This window comes from Tessaracoccus zhenghani (assembly GCF_054552775.1).
The window spans coordinates 1,192,220-1,209,050 of the sequence record NZ_CM137275.1 but is presented as its reverse complement, the minus strand read 5'-3'; the positions used below and the strand labels follow the sequence as shown (position 1 = coordinate 1,209,050).

The window sequence follows — 16,831 nt, the reverse complement described above, 5'->3', positions numbered from 1 at the left end:
TGCGCCACATGTTTACCGGTTCCTTGGCACTCATCCCGATGCACGCCAAGCCCGACGACGACATCATCCCCCTCGTCGGAGCCCGGTTCTTCACCGCCTGGGAGTTCCCCCTCGGTGCCGTCATCGGACTGCTCGTCGCGGGCGGCCTGTACCTGTGGGGGGTGCAGCGGCTGAGGCGGCGCGGCGACAGATGGCCCTTGATGCGCACCATCAGCTTCGTCGTGTTGGGCCTGGGGTCCATCGCCGTGGGCACCTTCTCGTTTCTGGGCGTGTACGACACCGTCCTGTTCTGGTCACACATGGTCCAGCACATGCTGTTCAGCATGATCGCGCCGGTGTTCATCGTGTTCGGTGCGCCTGTGACGTTGGCGCTGCGCGCCCTGCCCAAGAGGCCGCGGGCCATCCTGTTGAAGGTGCTCCACTCGTGGTTCGGGAAGTTCGTGATGTTCCCGCCGCTCACCACGGGTCTGATGGTCATCTATCCCTTCGGCCTCTACATGAGTGGCCTCTACGAGATCACCCTCACCAACGACCTCGCGCACGACCTGCTCCACCTCTTCCTGGTGACCATGGGCGTGTTGTTCTTCTTCCCGCTCCTCGGGGTGGACCCCGTGCCGATCAAGATGCCGTACCCCATCCGGATCCTGCTGTTCTTCATCACCATGCCGTTCCACGCCTTCCTCGGCGTGACGATCATGGGTTCGAGCCGGCTCATCGCGGAGGAGTGGTACCTCTCCTTCGACCGGACCTGGGGCATGTCGCCCATGCAGGACCAGGAGTGGGCCGGCGCGCTGATGTGGGCCACGGGGGATCTCACGATGTTCGCGGCGATGATCACGATCTTCATCCAGTGGATCAAGGACTCCAACCGGGAGGCCCGGCGGGTGGACCGGGCGCTGGACCGGGAGGAGGCCCGACGCGCCCAGGCGCAAGGACTTGGCTACCATGACCCCCAGAAACAATCTCAACCCACCGTCGACAGCGACAACGCGAAGGAAGACCGATAATGAGCGATGCGACCGTGAAGGTGCTGGTGTTCTCCGATGACCGGCTGGTGCGTGAGCAGATCCGCCTGACGCTGGGACGGCGCGTGGCCATGGACCTGCCGCAGATCGAGGTCTTCGAGGTCGCGACGCAGGGCGCACTGCTGCGCACCCTGGACGCCGGCACCGACTACGCCCTGATGATCTTCGACGGCGACGCGCAGCCGTCGGGCGGCTTCGGCCTGGCCCACCAGGTCAAGGAGGAGTACGCCGACAGCGCCCCCATCATGCTGCTGGTCAAGCGTGAGGCTGACGCCTGGCTGGCCTCCTGGTCCCGCGCCGAGGCGGTGACCCCCTTCCCGATCGATCCGGTCACCATGCCTGAGCAGGCCGCCCACCTCATCCGTGCGCGCCTGGCGCAGGTCGCTTGATGTCGACGAGCTACACCTGGCCCGACATCCTGACCGGTCTCGTCCGGAGGGAGGGCCTGGAGGCGACCGCCGCCACGTGGGCCCTCAACGAGATCCTCGCCGGGCGGGCCTCCGACGTGCAGATCGCCGCCATGCTGACCGCGCTCCGGGCCAAGGGTGAGAGCGAGGACGAGATCTCCGGACTGGCCGACGCCATGCTGGCCAACTCCACGCCGATCTCGCTCGACCCCGACGCGGTGGACGTCGTCGGTACCGGAGGCGACCGCGCCAACACCGTCAACATCTCGACGATGGCCGCGATCGTCGCTGCGGGCGCCGGCGCCAAGGTGATCAAGCACGGTTCCCGCGCCGCCTCGTCCCAGGCAGGCACCGCGGACACGCTGGAGGCGCTGGGCGTCAAGCTGGACGTCGAGCCCGCCAAGCAGGCCGGCATCCTGGCCGAGACCGGCATCGCCTTCCTGTTCGCGCAGCTCTACCACCCCGCCATGAGATACGTGGCGGGTGTGCGCAAGGCGCTGGGTATCCAGACCACCTTCAACTTCCTCGGCCCCCTGGCCAACCCGGCCCGGCCCCGCGCCATGGCGCTGGGCGTGGCGAACGACGACATCGCGCCGGTGATCGCCCGCGTGCTGGCGGAGCGCGGCACCCGTGGCATGGTCTTCCGCGGCTACGACGGCCTCGACGAGCTCACCACGACGTCGGAATCCGATGTGTGGCTCATCTCCGAGGGCCGGGTCTTCCGCACCGTGCTCGACCCGCGGGATCTCGGCCTCGAGCCGGCCTCCTCCTTCGAGCTGCAGGGCGGGCCGCCGGATCACAACGCCCAGGTGGTGCGCGACCTGGTGGCCGGCAAGCCCGGCCCCGTGCGCGACATCGTCGCCTTGAACGCCGCCGCTGCGCTGCTCGCCTACCGGGGCATCTCGACGGTCACCGAGCTCGTCGACCAGTTGCGACCCACGCTGGCCGCGGCCCACGAGGCGATCGATTCCGGGAACGCCGCCCAGACGCTGGAGAAGTGGGTCGCCGCTACCCAGCGGTGACCTGCAGCGTGACCGCCGCCAACGGGCCGAGCCACAGGGCCGGGCCGAAGGGGAAGTGCCTCGGGCGGCCGGCGTCGCGCCGGGCCCACAGCGCATGGGCGATGCCGTGCACGGCGCCCAGGGCCGTGCCCGTCAGCAGTGCCGTCGTCCACGTACCCACACCGGCCAGTCCGCTGACGGCGCCGATCAGCAGCGCGAGCCGCACGTCGCCGAAGCCCAGGCTCGCCGAGAGGCGCCAGGCCAGGTAGAAGAACACGAACGCGCCCGCCGCGCCCAGGGCGGCGGCCGCTGCACCGCGCCAGTCGGTGATCGCCGTGGCGGCCAGCCCGGCCGCCATCAGCGCGGTGGCGAGGGCGTTGAGCCGCTTCGGCAGGAACGTACTCAGCAGGTCGATGGCGACCAGCGGCACACCCACGGCCAGGTAGGGCACCCACAGCCAGTGGTGGTGCGTGGGCACCAGCCACAGCACGCCCGACGCCGCACCGGCCGTGCCGAGCACGCCCAGCAGGGTGCGCCACGACACGAGGGCGGCGAAATCCGGCGCGTCGGGATCGTCGACGCGCAGCCGCGGAACGATCAGCCACCAGACGGCGCCTGCTGAGGCCGTTGTGGCCAGGGCCATGAACCAGGTCATGGCCTGAGACTAGGGAGCGCACGGGGTCAGGCCGGCGGCTCCTGTGGACAACTCAGAAGTGGGGCTTCAGCGCAGCGACCCAGGTGCCGGGGCCGGTGAAGGACACTGAGCCCAGACCCTGCCATTCGGCGGCCTCTGCCAGCAGCGGCGCCACCCGGGTGGCCAGTTCCTCTCGCCGGTGGGCGCTGGCCGGCTCCACATGCGCATGCTGGACCCGCAGGACGCCGGCCTGCCTGTCGGCCTTGAGATCGACGCGGCCGACGAGTTCGTCGTCGACCAGCACGGGCAGCACGTAGTAGCCGTGCTCGCGCTGCTCTGCCGGCGTGTAGATGGAGATGCGGTAGCGGAAGCCGAACACCCGCTCGGCGCGCGGGCGGAACCACACCAGGGGGTCGAACGGCGACAGCAACGCGGCCGCTGTCACGGAGCGTGGCACCCGTTGACCCGTGGCCAACCACGCCGTGCGGGCCCAGCCGTCGACCTCGACCGGCTCAAGCTCTCCGCGCGCCACCAGCACATCGACCGCCCTCTGTGCAGGAGCCCGCTTGATCCGCGGATAATCAGCCAGGTCCTCGAGGGTGGCCACACCGTGGGCGACGGAGGCCCTGCGGACGAGTTCGACGACGGCCTCGTCCTCCGGCACCGCGACCCGCGCTTCTGGCGGGAGCACGTCGCCGGCGACCCCGTAGACCCGTTCGAACCGGTCACGCCCCACGACGACGATGTCGCCCTTGCGGAAGAGCCTGGACGCTGCCCAGTAGACGTCGTTCTTGTTCCACCAGCCCCCGCTGGTGGGGGCGTTCAGCGGGTGTTGGAGGTCTCGGACCCTCATGGGGCCGGACAGGTGAAACTCGGCCAGCACCTCGTCGATGAGGCGCTCGTTCTCCTGCGCCCAGCGCTCCCAGCCGGGCCGTTCGGGCCGCGCCCGGTGCCACGCCCACAGCGGCCAGTCTGCCACGGGCATGATGGCCGCCTCGTGGGAGAGGTATTCGGTGAAGCTGCCCAGCCGGGTGGCGCGCTGGTCGTGGTGGACGATCCGGTCCAGCGTCGCGCGATCATACGGGCCCAGGCGGGAAAGGATCGGCAGGTAGTGGCTGCGCTCGAACACGTTGACCGTGTCCAGTTGAAGCACCCCGAGCCGCGCGATGACCGCCCGCAGCGCGGCCGACCCCACCGTCGCCTTCCGCGGCCTGCCCAGGCCCTGGGCGTCGACGGCGATGCGCCGTGCGGCGGCGGGACTCAGGCGGCGGTGCATGGGCTACACAATAGAACCGGGCGCCGACAATGCGTCGGCGCCCGGCGGGGTGAGAGCAGTGCGGTCAGCGCTGGGCCCTCGTGAAGCCGGCTGCCTCAGCCGCCTCCTCCGAGTTGAACCAGACTTCGGCGATGGTGCGGTCATAGCCGCCGCTGCCTTCGACGTGGTACTTCTTCGAGCGCTCGTTGCCCTTGATGGTGAACCCTGCGGGGGGCTCAGTGCCCACGTAGGAGCCGTCGCCGTAGCCGGCGGCGGCCGTGCCGGGCGCCGCAGCGTCTTCAACCACCGACGCCGGAGGCGTGGTCTCGGTGGTCACGTCCTGTGCCTGCACCTCGTCCTCGGCCGGCTCGGCCACCTCATCGGTGGGTTCGACGGTGTCCGAGGCGAACTTGGCCGCGTTGGAGAACGTGTCGTTGTTGTTCACGTACGCCTTGGAAGGCTCGTGGGCCGTCCAGCCATCGTCCTTCGGGGACAGGAAATGCCGCACCGCCGCGGCTGCACCGGCGACGATGGCGCCGATGGCGAGGACCTTGCCGAACGTGCGCCAGCCGCTCTTCTTCGGGGCGGGCTCGAGCTCGCCCTTCAGGGCCTTGAGCGCTGCCTTGCCCCGCTTGCCGCCCTCGATGACGACGGGGAGCTCAGCGGCCTGGTGCAGGAAATCCTGGACCTTCGGCAGCAGGTCGTCCTCGACCCGCTCGCGCGCAATTTCGATGGCCGGGGCGACCTTGCTCATGGCGTCCTTCAGATGCGGCTCGAAATCGTCGAGGCGCTTGGCCGCGTAATCCGCGGTGCGGATCTTGGCATCGTGCAGGACGGGTGCGGCCTGCTTCTGAAGATCCGCCAGCATCAGCTGCGCGCGGTCCAGGCCTTCCTTCAGAGCGGCGGTTGAATACACGGCGGCGGCAGAAGCGGTCTCTGCGGCGGCCTTCTTCAGTTCTTGTGACCTTCTCACAAGTTCCTCCCATGGTTGTGGCTCGTGATCGAGCAGTTTCCACGCTACCTGCTTGTAGGGTCCACTCAAGGCGATTGGCCCAACTTCGCCCGGCGCTTCGCCGTCGTTTCGGCTCGTCTGACAGACTGGGCCTCCAGTGAATCCTCAGAAAGGACAGCGCGTGACCACCGCTACCCTCAAGACCAACCACGGTGACATCGTCATCGAACTCTTCGACAATCACGCCCCCAAGACCGTCGAGAACTTCGTCGGCCTCGCCAACGGCACCAAGGAATACGCCGACGCCAAGACCGGTGAGACCACCACGGGCAAGTACTATGACGGGCTGACCTTCCACCGCGTGATCGACGGCTTCATGATCCAGGGAGGCTGCCCCCGCGGTGACGGCCGTGGCGGCCCCGGCTACACGTTCGCCGACGAGTTCCACCCCGAGCTGCAGTTCAACCGCCCCTACCTCCTGGCCATGGCCAACGCGGGTCCGGGCACCAACGGCTCGCAGTTCTTCATCACGGCCGGCCCCACGCCGCACCTGAACAACCGCCACACCATCTTCGGTGAGGTCAAGGACCCGGCCAGCCAGAAGGTGGTCGACTCGATCTCCACCACGCGCACCGGTTCCGGCGACCGTCCGGTCGAGCCGGTCGTGATCGAGACCGTCGAGATCTCCTGACCCCTCGCCGGTTCAACCAGGGATCACGAGGCGAGCAGTTCCGAGAGGGGCTGCTCGCCGAGTAGTTCCCGGGGGAGGGCGCCCTCGGGGAGGCCCGCGTTCAGCGGCCATTCCCAGCTCCCGTCCGTCTCGATGAGGCGGACCCCGGGCAGCTCCAGCCAGGAGGCGACCCGCTCAGCCTCCTCGATGCTGGCGGCGGGCCAGCCCCCCGTAACGGGCAGTACGGTCTCTGCCAGCGCGGCGGCATCCTCCGCCGCGGCCCGCGCCCGGGCTGAGGGCGCCGTGGTGGCCGCGGCCAACCGTCCGTAGCGGATGACGTGGATGTCCCAGCCCGCCGCCGAGGGGACGGCGGCCACCAACTGGCGGCACCTGGCCAGCGACCGCACACGGTGGAACCGCAGGGAGGTGCGGTAGTACGCGGTGAGCCGTTCCGCCACCTCGCCGGCCTCCTCGTAGCGTTCCTGCCCGACGAGCTTGCTCAGACGGCCACGCACGCTGCGGAGCACGGGGCGCACGTCGGTCTCCCAACTGCTGCGCACCTCCTCCACCACGGCGCCGTAGCCCTCAGCGCCTGCCCCGAGTTCGCAGGGGGCAAGGCAGCGGCCCATCTCCGCGAGGGCGCACGATGCCGACGCCGTCTTCCTGGAGAGGCGCGGCGTGCAGCGCCGCAACTTGAAGGCGTCGTACAGCGTGAGCGCTGCCTCGTTGGCGGCGTCGCGGCTGCGGAACGGCCCGAAGTGCGACGCCCCGTCGCGCACCGCGGTGACCACGGACAGCCGGGGGAACGCCTCGTCGGTGAGCTTCAGCCAGGTGAGTTTGCGCTGGTTCTTCGACCGACGGTTGTACCGCGGCGCCAGCGACTCGATCATCCGCAGTTCCCGCACCTCCGCCTCCAGGTCCGTGGCGCAGGGGATGAACTCGACGCCGGTGGCCACCCGGACCATCTCGTGGATGCGGCCGCGCTTCTCAGCCGCCGAGAAGTAGGACCGCACCCGTCGCTTGAGGTTTTTGGACTTTCCCACGTAGAGCACTTCGCGCTTCGGGCTGCCGTCCGCCGCCGTCGAATCCGTCACGAAGAAGTAGACGCCGGCCGTCTCCGGGGCGTCCTGTGCCCAGACCCGCTTGGCCCGCCTGTCCGGCGAGACCTGGAGGGCGAACTCCGTGAGGTCCTCCAGGGTGCGCACACCGAGGTTGCCGACGCGGGCCAGCAGCCCGTGCAGCACGTCGACGGTGGCGCGGGCGTCGCTGAGCGCCCGGTGGTTGGGCTCGGTGGTGGCGCGGAAGTAGCGCGCCAACGTGGCGAGCTTGCAGTTGGGCACCTCGTCGCGCATGAGCGCCGTGCGGGCCACCGCGACCGTGTCGATCACGGTGGGGCGTGGCCAGGTCATGCCCAGTTGCTCGTAGCCGCGGCGCAGGAAGCCGGTGTCGAAACGCGCGTTGTGGGCCACCAGCGCCGCGCCGGCGGCGAACTCCGCGAAGGCCGGCAGCACCTGGGACAGGGGAGGGGCGCCCGCCACCATCTGGTTGGTGATGCCGGTGAGCACCTGGATCATGGGCGGGATGGGTGCCGAGGGGCGCACGAGGGTCTGGAACTCCCCGAGCACCTCGCCGCCCCGGACCTTGACCGCGCCGAACTCGGTGATCTCTGAGTCTGCCGCCCCGCCGGTGGTCTCCAGATCCACCACGACGAATGTGACGTCCGGGAGCGGTACGCCGAGGTCCTCGAAGGACGGTTGGGAGAAGGCGGTGGCAGGCATGAAGGAGACGATAATCGCCGGTGCCGACAAATCCTGCACCGGGTTGAGCGAGTCTGTGGACAGGACTTTGAGAAAGCCTGAAAAGAGCTTAGGATTCTCTCAGATTTGCTGTCCGCCACCACTGGAGCTTCCGTGAACCGAGTTCGTGCCGCCGTCGCCGCTGTACTCACCTCAGCTGTCATCCTCACCGGAACCGTCGTGGCCAGCGCGGACCCCCAGGCGGTCGAGCAGGCCCGGGCTGATCTGGAGCGCATCCAGCAGGAGTCCTCGGCCATCGACCAGCAGATCATCGAGTCCCATGACCGCGCAGCGCAGGCGGAGAAGAAGCTGGCGCGGCTGAAGACCGACGTGCAGACGCAGGAGGAGAAGGTCGGGAAGCTGTCCTCGGAACTCGGCGACGTGGCCGCGTTCCAACTGCAGCACGATTCCGTGTCCCTCACGGCGCAGCTGCTGCTCAGCAGCTCCTCAGACAATTTCCTCAGCGGCCTGGCCACCCTGCACAGCGAAGTGGACCGCAGCAACGCGGGGATCCAGCAGCTGCAGCTCGTCCAGGCGAAGCTCACCACCCTGCGCGAGGACGCCGCCACCACCGAGGCCGCACTGAAGAAGGAACACGCCGCCAAGGTGGAGCTGGCTGAAGACTACGACGCCAAGGAGGCTGAGGCGGAGGCTGTCTACAAGCGCCTCTCCGCTGAGGAGCGCGAGCGCCTCGCCAGGCTGGAGGCTGAGCGGGTCCGCCAGGCGGAAGAAGCCCAGCGCCGCGCCGAACTGCGCGCGGCCCGTGCGCAGACGGTCGCGGCGGCGGCCCCGGCAGCGCCAGGTGCAGCCCCGGCCGCCCCCGCAGCAGCGGCGCCCGCTGAGCCGGCCGCCCCGGCGCCTGCAGCCTCCGGCCGTGCGCAGGACGTCGTCAACGCGGCGCTCAGCAAGGTCGGCAAGCGTTACGTGTGGGGCACCTCGGGGGAGAACACGTTCGACTGCTCCGGCCTCACCAGCTGGGCTTACCGCCAGGTGGGCGTCAACCTGTCGCGCTCGTCGCGCACGCAGTGGAGCTCGGCCGGCTACAAGGTCTCGAAGTCGGAACTCCAGCCGGGAGACCTCGTCTTCTACTACAGCCCCGTGAGCCACGTGGGCATCTACATCGGCAACGGCAAGATCGTCGATGCCGCCAACCCGCGCTCCGGCGTCCGGGTGGCCGGGCTCAACTCGATGCCCTTCACCGGCGCCCGCCGGGTCATCGGCTGAGGCGATCAGCCCCTGTGTCCGCGTCCCGATCAGTGGACGGATCTCGAACAGGTTGACCTAGCCCTGGATTTCATGCATTCCGAAGCACAACTGTTCCACCCTCGCTAGAGTCCAAAGGAACCGCATCCCTCAACGTCGAGGGGCGGCCTCAATGGTGAGGGGAACAATGGACATCAACGAAATCATTGTGTGGATCCTGATGATCTGCATGGTGCTCGGCGGTCTCGACCGAGCAATCGGCAACAAGTTCGGCCTCGGCGAGCACTTTGAGGAAGGCTTCAACGCCCTCGGCCCCCTGGCCCTGGCAATGGTCGGCGTGACCTCGCTCGCCCCTGTTCTGGAAAAGCTGCTCAGCCCCATCATCAGCCCGTTGTACGGCGTGGTCGGTGCTGATCCCGCCATGTTCGCGGGCACGTTGCTCGCCAACGACATGGGCGGTTGGCCGCTTGCTGAACAGATGACCGACAACCTCATGGCCGCACAGTTGTCCGGCCTGATCCTGGGCTCCATGATGGGCCCGACCATCGTCTTCACGATCCCGGTCGCGCTGAGCATCATCAGCAAGGAGGACCGCGGCTACCTCGCCAAAGGCATCCTCGCCGGCATCGTGACCATCCCCATCGGCGTCTTCGTCGGTGGCGTGGCCGCAGGTTTTCCCGTCGGGTTCGTGCTGGTGAACCTCATCCCCGTGCTGGTTGCGGCCATCCTCATCGCGGTCGGCCTGTGGCTGATCCCCGACGGCATGACCCGGGGCTTCGAGGCCTTCGGCAAGGGCCTGGTGTTTGTCATCACCATCGGCCTCATCATCGGTGTCTTCGAGTACATGACCGGCGTGCAGATCATGCCGGCGGGATGGGAACTCGCACCGCCCACCGACGGCCTGGCGACCGTCGCCCAGATCGGCATGATGCTCCTCGGCGCGTTCCCTGCCGTCGCGCTCATCGTCAAGTACGCGGCGAAGCCGCTGTCCAAGGTCGGTGGCCTCCTCGGCATGAACGAGGCTGCTGCTGGCGGCATGGTGGCCACCCTCGCCAACAACATCCCGATGTTCCAGCTCATGAAGGACATGGACCCCCGCGGCAAGGTGCTCAACAGCGCGTTCGCCGTCTCGGCAGCCTTCGTCCTGGGTGATCACCTCGGCTTCACAGCCGGCGTCGAGCGCAGCATGATCGCGCCGATGATGGCCGGCAAGCTCACGGCAGGCATCCTCGCCGTCGCGCTCGCGTACTTCCTGTTCCGCAGGTCGCTTCCCGCAGCGGCTCCCCACGAGCCCACCGGCAAGCGCGTGCACGAACCGGTCATCGACCTCGAGCCGCAGCACGAGCCGGATGCCCGCCCACCGCTGCGGGACGACCCGAGGGACCCGGCGGAGGCCTGACATGCGGATCGCCAGGGTCATCGGATCGGCCGTGTCCACCATCAAGGCGGAGACGTTGCGCGGCACCAAACTGCTCGTGGTGCAGTCGGCCTCCACCGCTGATGAGCTGATCGGCGACGAAGTGTTCGTCGCGGTCGACGCGGTCGGTGCCGGCCAGGGCGAACTCGTCCTGATCAGCGAGGGGAGCGCGGCGCGCCATACCCCGCTGACAGCGGAGGCCCCGGTGGACGCCGTGATCCTCGCCATCCTCGACTCGCTCGAGGTCGGCGGCGACACCACGTTCCGCAAGAGCTGACAGACATCACGACTACGCACGAGGAAGGAGGTGTGATGGACAGCCGGGACATGCTCTCCGTCGGGATCGACGTCGGGACCACGACGAGCCAACTGGTCCTCTCCGAGCTGACGGTGAGTAACCAGGCCCGCGCGGGCCTGGTGCCCCGGCTGGACATCGACGCCCGCCGGGTGCTCTACCAGAGCGAACCGCACCTGACCCCGTTGCACACCGCCGACGAGGTCGACGTCGAGCGGCTCGTCGAACTCATCCGTGCCGAGTACCGACGCGCCGGGGTCGAACCGAGCCAGGTCGAGACCGGTGCCGTCATCATCACGGGCGAGACGGCCCGCGCCCGCAACGCGGAGGAGATCCTGCGCGGGTTGGGCGACCTGGCCGGCGAGTTCGTGGTGACCGTGGCTGGCCCTAACCTCGAGTCGCAGATCGCGGGCCGGGGCTCCGGCGCCGCGCAGTGGTCGGCGGCCAACTATGCCACCGTGATCAACGTCGACATCGGTGGCGGCTCCTCGAACGCCGCCCTGTTCCGTTCAGGTGGGCACCTGGCTTCGGCGGCGTCCATGGTGGGCGGGCGCCAGGCGGTGCTCGACGCGTCCTCGGGCGTGCTCACCCACCTGGCCCCGATCGGCCGGATGCTGACTCGGGAACTCGGGCTGGACCTCCGCGAAGGGTCGGTGCCGCGGCTCGAAGAACTGCGCAGGCTCACCGATGCCATGGCGGAGATCATCGTCGAACTCTGCCTGGGGGAGACCTCGCCGCTGGCCGCCAAGGCGGCCCTGAGCCCGCCCCTCGCCGTCGACGGCACCGTCGGCGCCTACTTCGTCTCCGGCGGGGTCGGTGCTCTCTACTACGACAAGGCGCCCGCGCGCACGTTGTCCGAAGTCATCCGTTGGGGGGACGTCGGGCCGCTGCTCGCGGACTCGTTGCGGAGGAACGCACGCTGGTCCGCGCTGCGGGTCGAGCAGCCCGAACAGACGCTGCGGGCCACCGTCCTGGGGGCGGCCAGCCAGCAGGTCACCCTGTCCGGGTCCACCATCTGGGCGGAGGACTCGCACCTGCCGTTGCGCAACGCGCCGGTCATCGAGCCGAGGTTGCAGGACTCGGTGCCCGGGCTCGACGACGGCCCCGCCATCGCCGAGGCGCTCGGGGTAGCCGTGGAGCGCTGGGACCGGGGCGATGGCGCAGAGGGAGACTTCGCCATCTCCCTCGACCTGCCGCAACGACTCACGTATCCGCAGGTCACAGCGCTGGCCAGGGGCATCTGCAGCTTCGCCGTGCGACACCTTCCCCGGGCCGTCCGCTGGTGCTGGTCACCGAGGCCGACTATGCCCAGGTGCTGGGCCAGACAATCAAGCAGGACCTGCCCGAAGTGCCGCTCATCGTCGTCGACCAGATTCACCTCGGGGAAGGCGATTTCATCGATATCGGGGAGCCGCTCTTCGACGGAAGAGTCGTCCCGGTGTCAGTGAAGACTCTCGTCTTCTATCAAGCGGCAGAAACAGAAAAACACAACCATCAGACATCAGCCGGAAAGACAGGGAGCTGACCGTGGAAAAGAAAGCCAGGAGGTGACTTCGATGCTGTTGCGGACAAAGTTGTTCGGCCACACCTACGAGTTCGCCGACATCAAGGATCTGTTGGCCAAGGCCAACGAGGAGAAGTCGGGCGATCAGCAGGCCGGTATTGCTGCCGAATCTGCTGCCCAGCGTGTCGCGGCACGACACGTGCTGGCAGAGGTGCCACTGAGCGCGCTACGTGAGAACCCCGTCGTGCCGTACGACGAGGACGAAGTCACCCGCGCCATCGACGACGGCATCAACGAGACGATCTACAACGAGATCAAGGGGTGGAGCGTCGGCGACTTCCGCGAGTGGATCCTGTCCAACAAGACCACCGGCGACGACATCGCGCGCATCAGCCACTCGCTCACCGGCGAGATGGTGGCGGCCGTCACCAAGCTGATGGGCAACCTCGACCTCATCGTCGCTGCCAAGAAGATCCGGGTGGTGACGCACTGCGCCAACACCATGGGGCTGCCAGGCACGTTCGCCTCACGGCTCCAGCCCAACCACCCGACGGATTCGGTCGACGGTATCCGCGCCTCCATCTACGAGGGCCTTTCGTTCGGCTCGGGCGACTCGGTCATCGGCATCAACCCGGCCGACGACTCCGTCGGCTCGGTGAGCCGACTGTTGGAGATGACCCACGAAGTCATCACCCGGTGGGAAGTGCCCACGCAGAACTGCGTGCTCGCGCACGTCTCGACGCAGATGGATGCCATGAAGCGCGGCGCGCCGGTCGGTCTGGTCTTCCAGTCGATCGCAGGCTCGCAGAAGGCGATGGAGAGCTTCGGTATCTCCGTGGACCTCCTCGACGAGGCCTATGCGCTGGCGCAGAAGTACTGCGTCACTGCCGGCCCGAACCACATGTATTTCGAGACCGGGCAGGGTTCAGCGCTCTCTGCCGACGCTCACCACGGTGCGGACCAGCTCGTGCTGGAGGCCCGCAACTACGCCATCGCGCGTCGGTGGAAGCCCTACCAGGTCAACACTGTCGTCGGATTCATCGGCCCCGAGTACCTCTACGACTCGGTGCAGATCATCCGCGCCGGCCTCGAGGACCATTTCATGGGCAAGCTCAGCGGCATCTCGATGGGCTGCGACGTGTGTTACACCAACCACGCGAAGTCCGACCAGAACAGCAACGACAACCTGGCCGTGCTCCTGGCCTCGGCCGGCGCCAACTTCATCATGGGCATCCCCATGGGCGACGACGCGATGCTGAGCTACCAGACCACCAGCTACCACGACGCCCCGGCCATCAGGCAGGCGCTGGGGCTGCGTCCGTTGCCCGAGTTCGAGGCGTGGATGGAAGAGGTGGGCCTGTGGAAGGACGGCCAGCTCACCGAAATCGCCGGCGATGCGTCCTTCTTCCTGAAGAGGTGAACAGATGAACCAGAAAATTGAGGAGATCGTCGCCAGGGTACTGGCGGAACTGAAGGCCGAGGGCTTCGAGCCCAAGGACAACGTGAAACAGCGGGCGGAGTCCGTCATCAAGCGTGACGGTGGGGACCTGGTCATTGACCTGGCAGACCCCACGCTGGATGAAGCGCGCCACGCGATGCTGGTGGACAATCCCGCCGACGCGGACGGGTTGCGCAACCTGATGGCCACCACCAGTGCACGGCTGGGTGTAGGTAGGGCCGGGCCGCGCCCGAAGACAGCAACCGCGTTGCTGTTCCAGGCCGATCACGGAGTGACCCAGGACGCCATCTACGGCGTCGTGTCCCAGGAGATCAGGGACCAGTTCAACCTGTTCACCGTGACCACCAGGGTCGAGGACCGGGCCGAGTACCTGCTCCGGCCGGACCTCGGACGTCTGCTCAACGACGACGCCAAGAAGCTCATCGAGGAGAAGTGCGTCAAGGGACCCGACGTGCAGCTGTGTGTTGTCGACGGCCTCTCGGCCGCCGCCATCGAAAACAACCTGCGCGACATCTACCCGGTGATCGAGCAGGGGCTCAAATCCGGTGGGGTCTCCGTCGGCACCCCGTTCTTCATCGAGAACGGCCGGGTGGGTCTCATGAACGACATCAACACCATCATCAGGGCCAAGGTCGTCGTCCTGCTCATCGGCGAACGCCCGGGCCTCGGCATCGCCGACGCCATGAGCGCCTACATGGGCTTCGACCCGCAGCCCGGCAAATCCGACGCCGACCGTGACCTGATCTGCATGATCACCACCCACGGTGGCACCAACCCGCTCGAGGCCGGCGCCTACATCGTCGAATTCATCAAGCGGATGCTCAAGTACAGCGCCAGCGGAGTCAAGCTCCGCGAGGTCGCGAAAGACTGACGGAAGGTAACTGACATGGCAATCCTGGAACCGGTCAAGCCGACCATCCTGGCCGTGCGCATCATCGCGAACGTCGATCGTGGCTTCGCGGAGAAGTTGGGGCTGGCGGACAACCAACGCTCGCTCGGGCTCATCACCTGCGACATCGACGACTCGCTCTACGTGGCGCTCGACGACGCCACGAAGTACGCGGAGGTCGACGTCGTCTACGCCAAGAGCTTCTATGCAGGCTCGGGCTACCCCTCAGGCCCGCTGTCCGGTGAGATCATCGGCATGCTGGCCGGACCCACCCCGGCCGAAGTGCGCGCCGGTGTGGACGCCGCCATCTCGTACGCCGAGGAGGAGGCGTGGTTCTACACCGCGGACGAGGCTGGTGAGCTCAACTTCTTCGCGCACCTGATCTCCAGCACCGGCAGCTACCTCTCGGAGGGCGCGGGCATCCGCCAGGGCGAGCCCCTGGCGTATCTGATCGCACCGCCGCTGGAAGCCACGTACGCGCTGGATCTCGCGGTCAAAGCAGCGGACGTCTCGGTGCAGGAGTACTTCGCACCGCCGAGCGAGACCAACTTCGCCGGCGGTCTGCTCACCGGCTCACAGAGTGCCTGCCGGGCGGCCTGTGCCGCCTTCCAGGACGGCGTGCTCGAAGTCGCGGCCAACCCGAAGCGCCTCTAGGAGCACTGAGTCATGAGCCCGAACAACATGGACTCGGATCTGAGGTCCATCCAGCAGGCCAGGGACCTGGCCGTGGCGGCGAGGGAGGCGATGCGGTCCTTCCAGTTCGCCTCCCAGGCGCAGGTGGACAAGATCTGTGCGGCCATGGTCGCGGCAGCGATGCGGGAAGCCGGCCGGCTGGGCCAGATGGCCCATGACGAGACCGGCTTCGGATACCCGGCGCACAAACAGGTCAAGAACGAGTTCGCCGCGCAGGGGGTGTGGGATTCCATCAAGGACATCCCCACCTGTGGCGTGCTCCGTCGCGACGAGAGCCGGGGCATCGTGGAGATCGGCTGGCCGGTGGGCGTGCTGTGCGCACTGACCCCCTCGACCAACCCCACCTCCACCGCCATCTTCAAGGTGCTGATCGGCGTCAAGGCGCGCAACGCGGTGGTCGTGGCGCCGCACCCGTCGGCCAGGAACTGCACCGCCGAGGCGGTGCGCGTCATGGCCGAGGCGGGCGAGGCTGCGGGGATGCCCAAGGGCCTGGTCAGTTGCATGACCGAACTCAGCCTCGACGGCACCAACGAGCTGATGAACCACTACGCCACCTCCATGATCCTGGCCACCGGAGGCCCAGGCATGGTCAAGGCGGCGCACAGTTGCGGAAAGCCCGCCCTCGGAGTCGGGCCCGGCAACGTGCCGGCCTACGTCGACCGCACGGCGCACATCGTGAAGGCCGCCCAGATGATCGTGGAGTCGAAGTCGTTCGACTGCTCCACGATCTGCGCCACCGAACAGGTGGTCATCGCCGACCGGCCGATCGCAGAGCGACTCAAGACAGAGATGCAGCAGCGGGGCGCCCAGTGGCTCTCCGCGGAGGAGTCGGACAAGCTCGCAGGAGCGATGTTCCGTCCCAACGGGATGATGTACGCGGAATACGTGGGGCGCACGCCCCAGGAGCTCGGCCGGATGGCCGGGATCCAGGTCCCCGCGAGCACCCGCATCCTCGTGGCGCCCCTCGACGGCGTGGGGCCGAAGTACCCGCTGTCGCGCGAGAAGCTCACCACCGTGCTCGGGTGGATGGTGGAGGACGGGTGGAAAGCCGGCTGCGACCGGGCCATCCAGGTGCTCAGGTTCGGCGGCGACGGCCACTCGATGGTCATCCACTCGCGCGACGAGGAGTCCATCCTCCAGTTCGGTATCGAGAAGCCCGCCTTCCGCGTCCTCGTCAACACCTGGGGCAGCCTGGGTGGCGTCGGTGCGACCACGGGGGTGCGGCCGTCCATGACGCTCGCGCCCGGTGGCATCGGTGGGGCGGTCGTCAGCGACAACATCACCGTCGAGCACGTGCTCAACGTCAAGCGGCTCGCCTACCACCTGCGCCCGGCGCCCGATGTTGCCCGCGCGCACGGAGGACGGCTCGACGGCATGACGCCGGCCGTCGGCGACACCGACGAGACCGGGCAGGCCGCAGAGGCGTCCAGTCAGGACGCGGACGCGGCGCTGATCGAGAAGCTGGTGCGCCAGATACTCACAGAAATGCAGAAATGAGGTCCGCGAGGAGGTAGCCAATGACCGATCAACCAACCAATGTGCCGCCGAGGCGCAGACCCGGCAACGGGATGAAGCCCGAAGCCACGGCAGAGACCGAGGTGCAGGCCACTGAAGAGGCCCCACCACCGTCG

General features: G+C 67.9%; 15 protein-coding genes and 1 pseudogene. 12 read left to right on the top strand and 4 right to left on the bottom strand.

Translation table 11 applies throughout. The features are described 5' to 3' along the window. Positions 1 to 8 precede the first annotated feature (8 nt). Genes ACX1DX_RS05840 through trpD form a run of 3 tightly spaced genes read left to right on the top strand, consistent with a single transcriptional unit; the run spans position 9 to position 2,454 of the window. Positions 9 to 1,007 (top strand): cytochrome c oxidase assembly protein, encoded by a 999-nt coding sequence (locus ACX1DX_RS05840; RefSeq protein WP_083665366.1) that lies wholly within the window; start codon positions 9 to 11, stop codon positions 1,005 to 1,007. Beyond that, positions 1,007 to 1,414, top strand: coding sequence for a response regulator (locus ACX1DX_RS05835; protein ID WP_182763663.1), 408 nt, complete (start codon positions 1,007 to 1,009; stop codon positions 1,412 to 1,414). Before ACX1DX_RS05840 ends, ACX1DX_RS05835 begins: the two co-directional genes overlap by 1 nt. After that, the gene (gene trpD / locus ACX1DX_RS05830) at positions 1,414 to 2,454 is read left to right on the top strand and encodes an anthranilate phosphoribosyltransferase (RefSeq protein WP_459397937.1); all 1,041 of its coding nucleotides are present in this window, start codon (positions 1,414 to 1,416) and stop codon (positions 2,452 to 2,454) included. Before ACX1DX_RS05835 ends, trpD begins: the two co-directional genes overlap by 1 nt. Here the strand turns inward: trpD and ACX1DX_RS05825 are convergent. The 3 genes from ACX1DX_RS05825 to ACX1DX_RS05815 form a co-directional block, all read right to left on the bottom strand. Continuing rightward, positions 2,441 to 3,088 carry an A24 family peptidase gene (locus tag ACX1DX_RS05825; RefSeq protein WP_459397936.1) on the bottom strand — a complete coding sequence of 216 codons (648 nt, stop codon included), beginning with the start codon at positions 3,086 to 3,088 and terminating at the stop codon, positions 2,441 to 2,443. The two genes, trpD and ACX1DX_RS05825, sit on opposite strands and share 14 nt — an antisense overlap. A 52-nt stretch (positions 3,089 to 3,140) precedes the next feature. Next, complete coding sequence (locus ACX1DX_RS05820; protein WP_459397935.1) at positions 3,141 to 4,343, bottom strand: winged helix-turn-helix domain-containing protein; 1,203 nt, start codon at positions 4,341 to 4,343, stop codon at positions 3,141 to 3,143. 64 nt (positions 4,344 to 4,407) lie between these two features. Next, a complete protein-coding gene (locus tag ACX1DX_RS05815; RefSeq protein ID WP_459397934.1) occupies positions 4,408 to 5,295 on the bottom strand; it encodes a sunset domain-containing protein in 888 nt (295 codons plus the stop codon). 160 nt (positions 5,296 to 5,455) lie between these two features. Here ACX1DX_RS05815 and ACX1DX_RS05810 point away from each other — a divergent pair, with 160 nt between their 5' ends. Beyond that, positions 5,456 to 5,965 (top strand): peptidylprolyl isomerase, encoded by a 510-nt coding sequence (locus tag ACX1DX_RS05810; RefSeq protein ID WP_143570829.1) that lies wholly within the window; start codon positions 5,456 to 5,458, stop codon positions 5,963 to 5,965. Positions 5,966 to 5,988: 23 nt separating this feature from the next. Here ACX1DX_RS05810 and ACX1DX_RS05805 read toward each other — a convergent pair whose 3' ends face one another. After that, a complete protein-coding gene (locus ACX1DX_RS05805) occupies positions 5,989 to 7,722 on the bottom strand; it encodes a DEDD exonuclease domain-containing protein (protein ID WP_459397933.1) in 1,734 nt (577 codons plus the stop codon). A gap of 132 nt (positions 7,723 to 7,854) precedes the next feature. Here ACX1DX_RS05805 and ACX1DX_RS05800 point away from each other — a divergent pair, with 132 nt between their 5' ends. The 8 genes and pseudogenes from ACX1DX_RS05800 to ACX1DX_RS05765 all read left to right on the top strand — a co-directional run bounded on the left by ACX1DX_RS05800 (position 7,855) and on the right by ACX1DX_RS05765 (position 16,697). Then, positions 7,855 to 8,964 carry a C40 family peptidase gene (locus ACX1DX_RS05800; protein WP_459397932.1) on the top strand — a complete coding sequence of 370 codons (1,110 nt, stop codon included), beginning with the start codon at positions 7,855 to 7,857 and terminating at the stop codon, positions 8,962 to 8,964. A gap of 166 nt (positions 8,965 to 9,130) precedes the next feature. Then, positions 9,131 to 10,342, top strand: coding sequence for an ethanolamine utilization protein EutH (locus ACX1DX_RS05795; RefSeq protein ID WP_459397931.1), 1,212 nt, complete (start codon positions 9,131 to 9,133; stop codon positions 10,340 to 10,342). Position 10,343: 1 nt separating this feature from the next. Next, positions 10,344 to 10,637, top strand: coding sequence for a EutN/CcmL family microcompartment protein (locus ACX1DX_RS05790; RefSeq protein ID WP_459397930.1), 294 nt, complete (start codon positions 10,344 to 10,346; stop codon positions 10,635 to 10,637). Between the two features lie 35 nt (positions 10,638 to 10,672). Beyond that, a pseudogene (locus ACX1DX_RS05785) lies at positions 10,673 to 12,180 on the top strand (ethanolamine ammonia-lyase reactivating factor EutA). Between the two features lie 31 nt (positions 12,181 to 12,211). Then, positions 12,212 to 13,579, top strand: coding sequence for an ethanolamine ammonia-lyase subunit EutB (locus tag ACX1DX_RS05780; RefSeq protein ID WP_459397929.1), 1,368 nt, complete (start codon positions 12,212 to 12,214; stop codon positions 13,577 to 13,579). Positions 13,580 to 13,583: 4 nt separating this feature from the next. Next, positions 13,584 to 14,489, top strand: a complete 906-nt coding sequence (gene eutC, locus ACX1DX_RS05775; protein ID WP_459397928.1) for an ethanolamine ammonia-lyase subunit EutC — start codon at positions 13,584 to 13,586, stop codon at positions 14,487 to 14,489. Positions 14,490 to 14,504: 15 nt separating this feature from the next. Then, positions 14,505 to 15,161, top strand: a complete 657-nt coding sequence (gene eutL / locus ACX1DX_RS05770; protein WP_182765460.1) for an ethanolamine utilization microcompartment protein EutL — start codon at positions 14,505 to 14,507, stop codon at positions 15,159 to 15,161. A 12-nt stretch (positions 15,162 to 15,173) separates the two neighbouring features. Then, positions 15,174 to 16,697: an aldehyde dehydrogenase family protein gene (locus ACX1DX_RS05765; RefSeq protein WP_459397927.1), complete on the top strand. Its 1,524-nt coding sequence runs from the start codon at positions 15,174 to 15,176 to the stop codon at positions 16,695 to 16,697. The last annotated feature ends 134 nt before the right edge of the window (positions 16,698 to 16,831 follow it).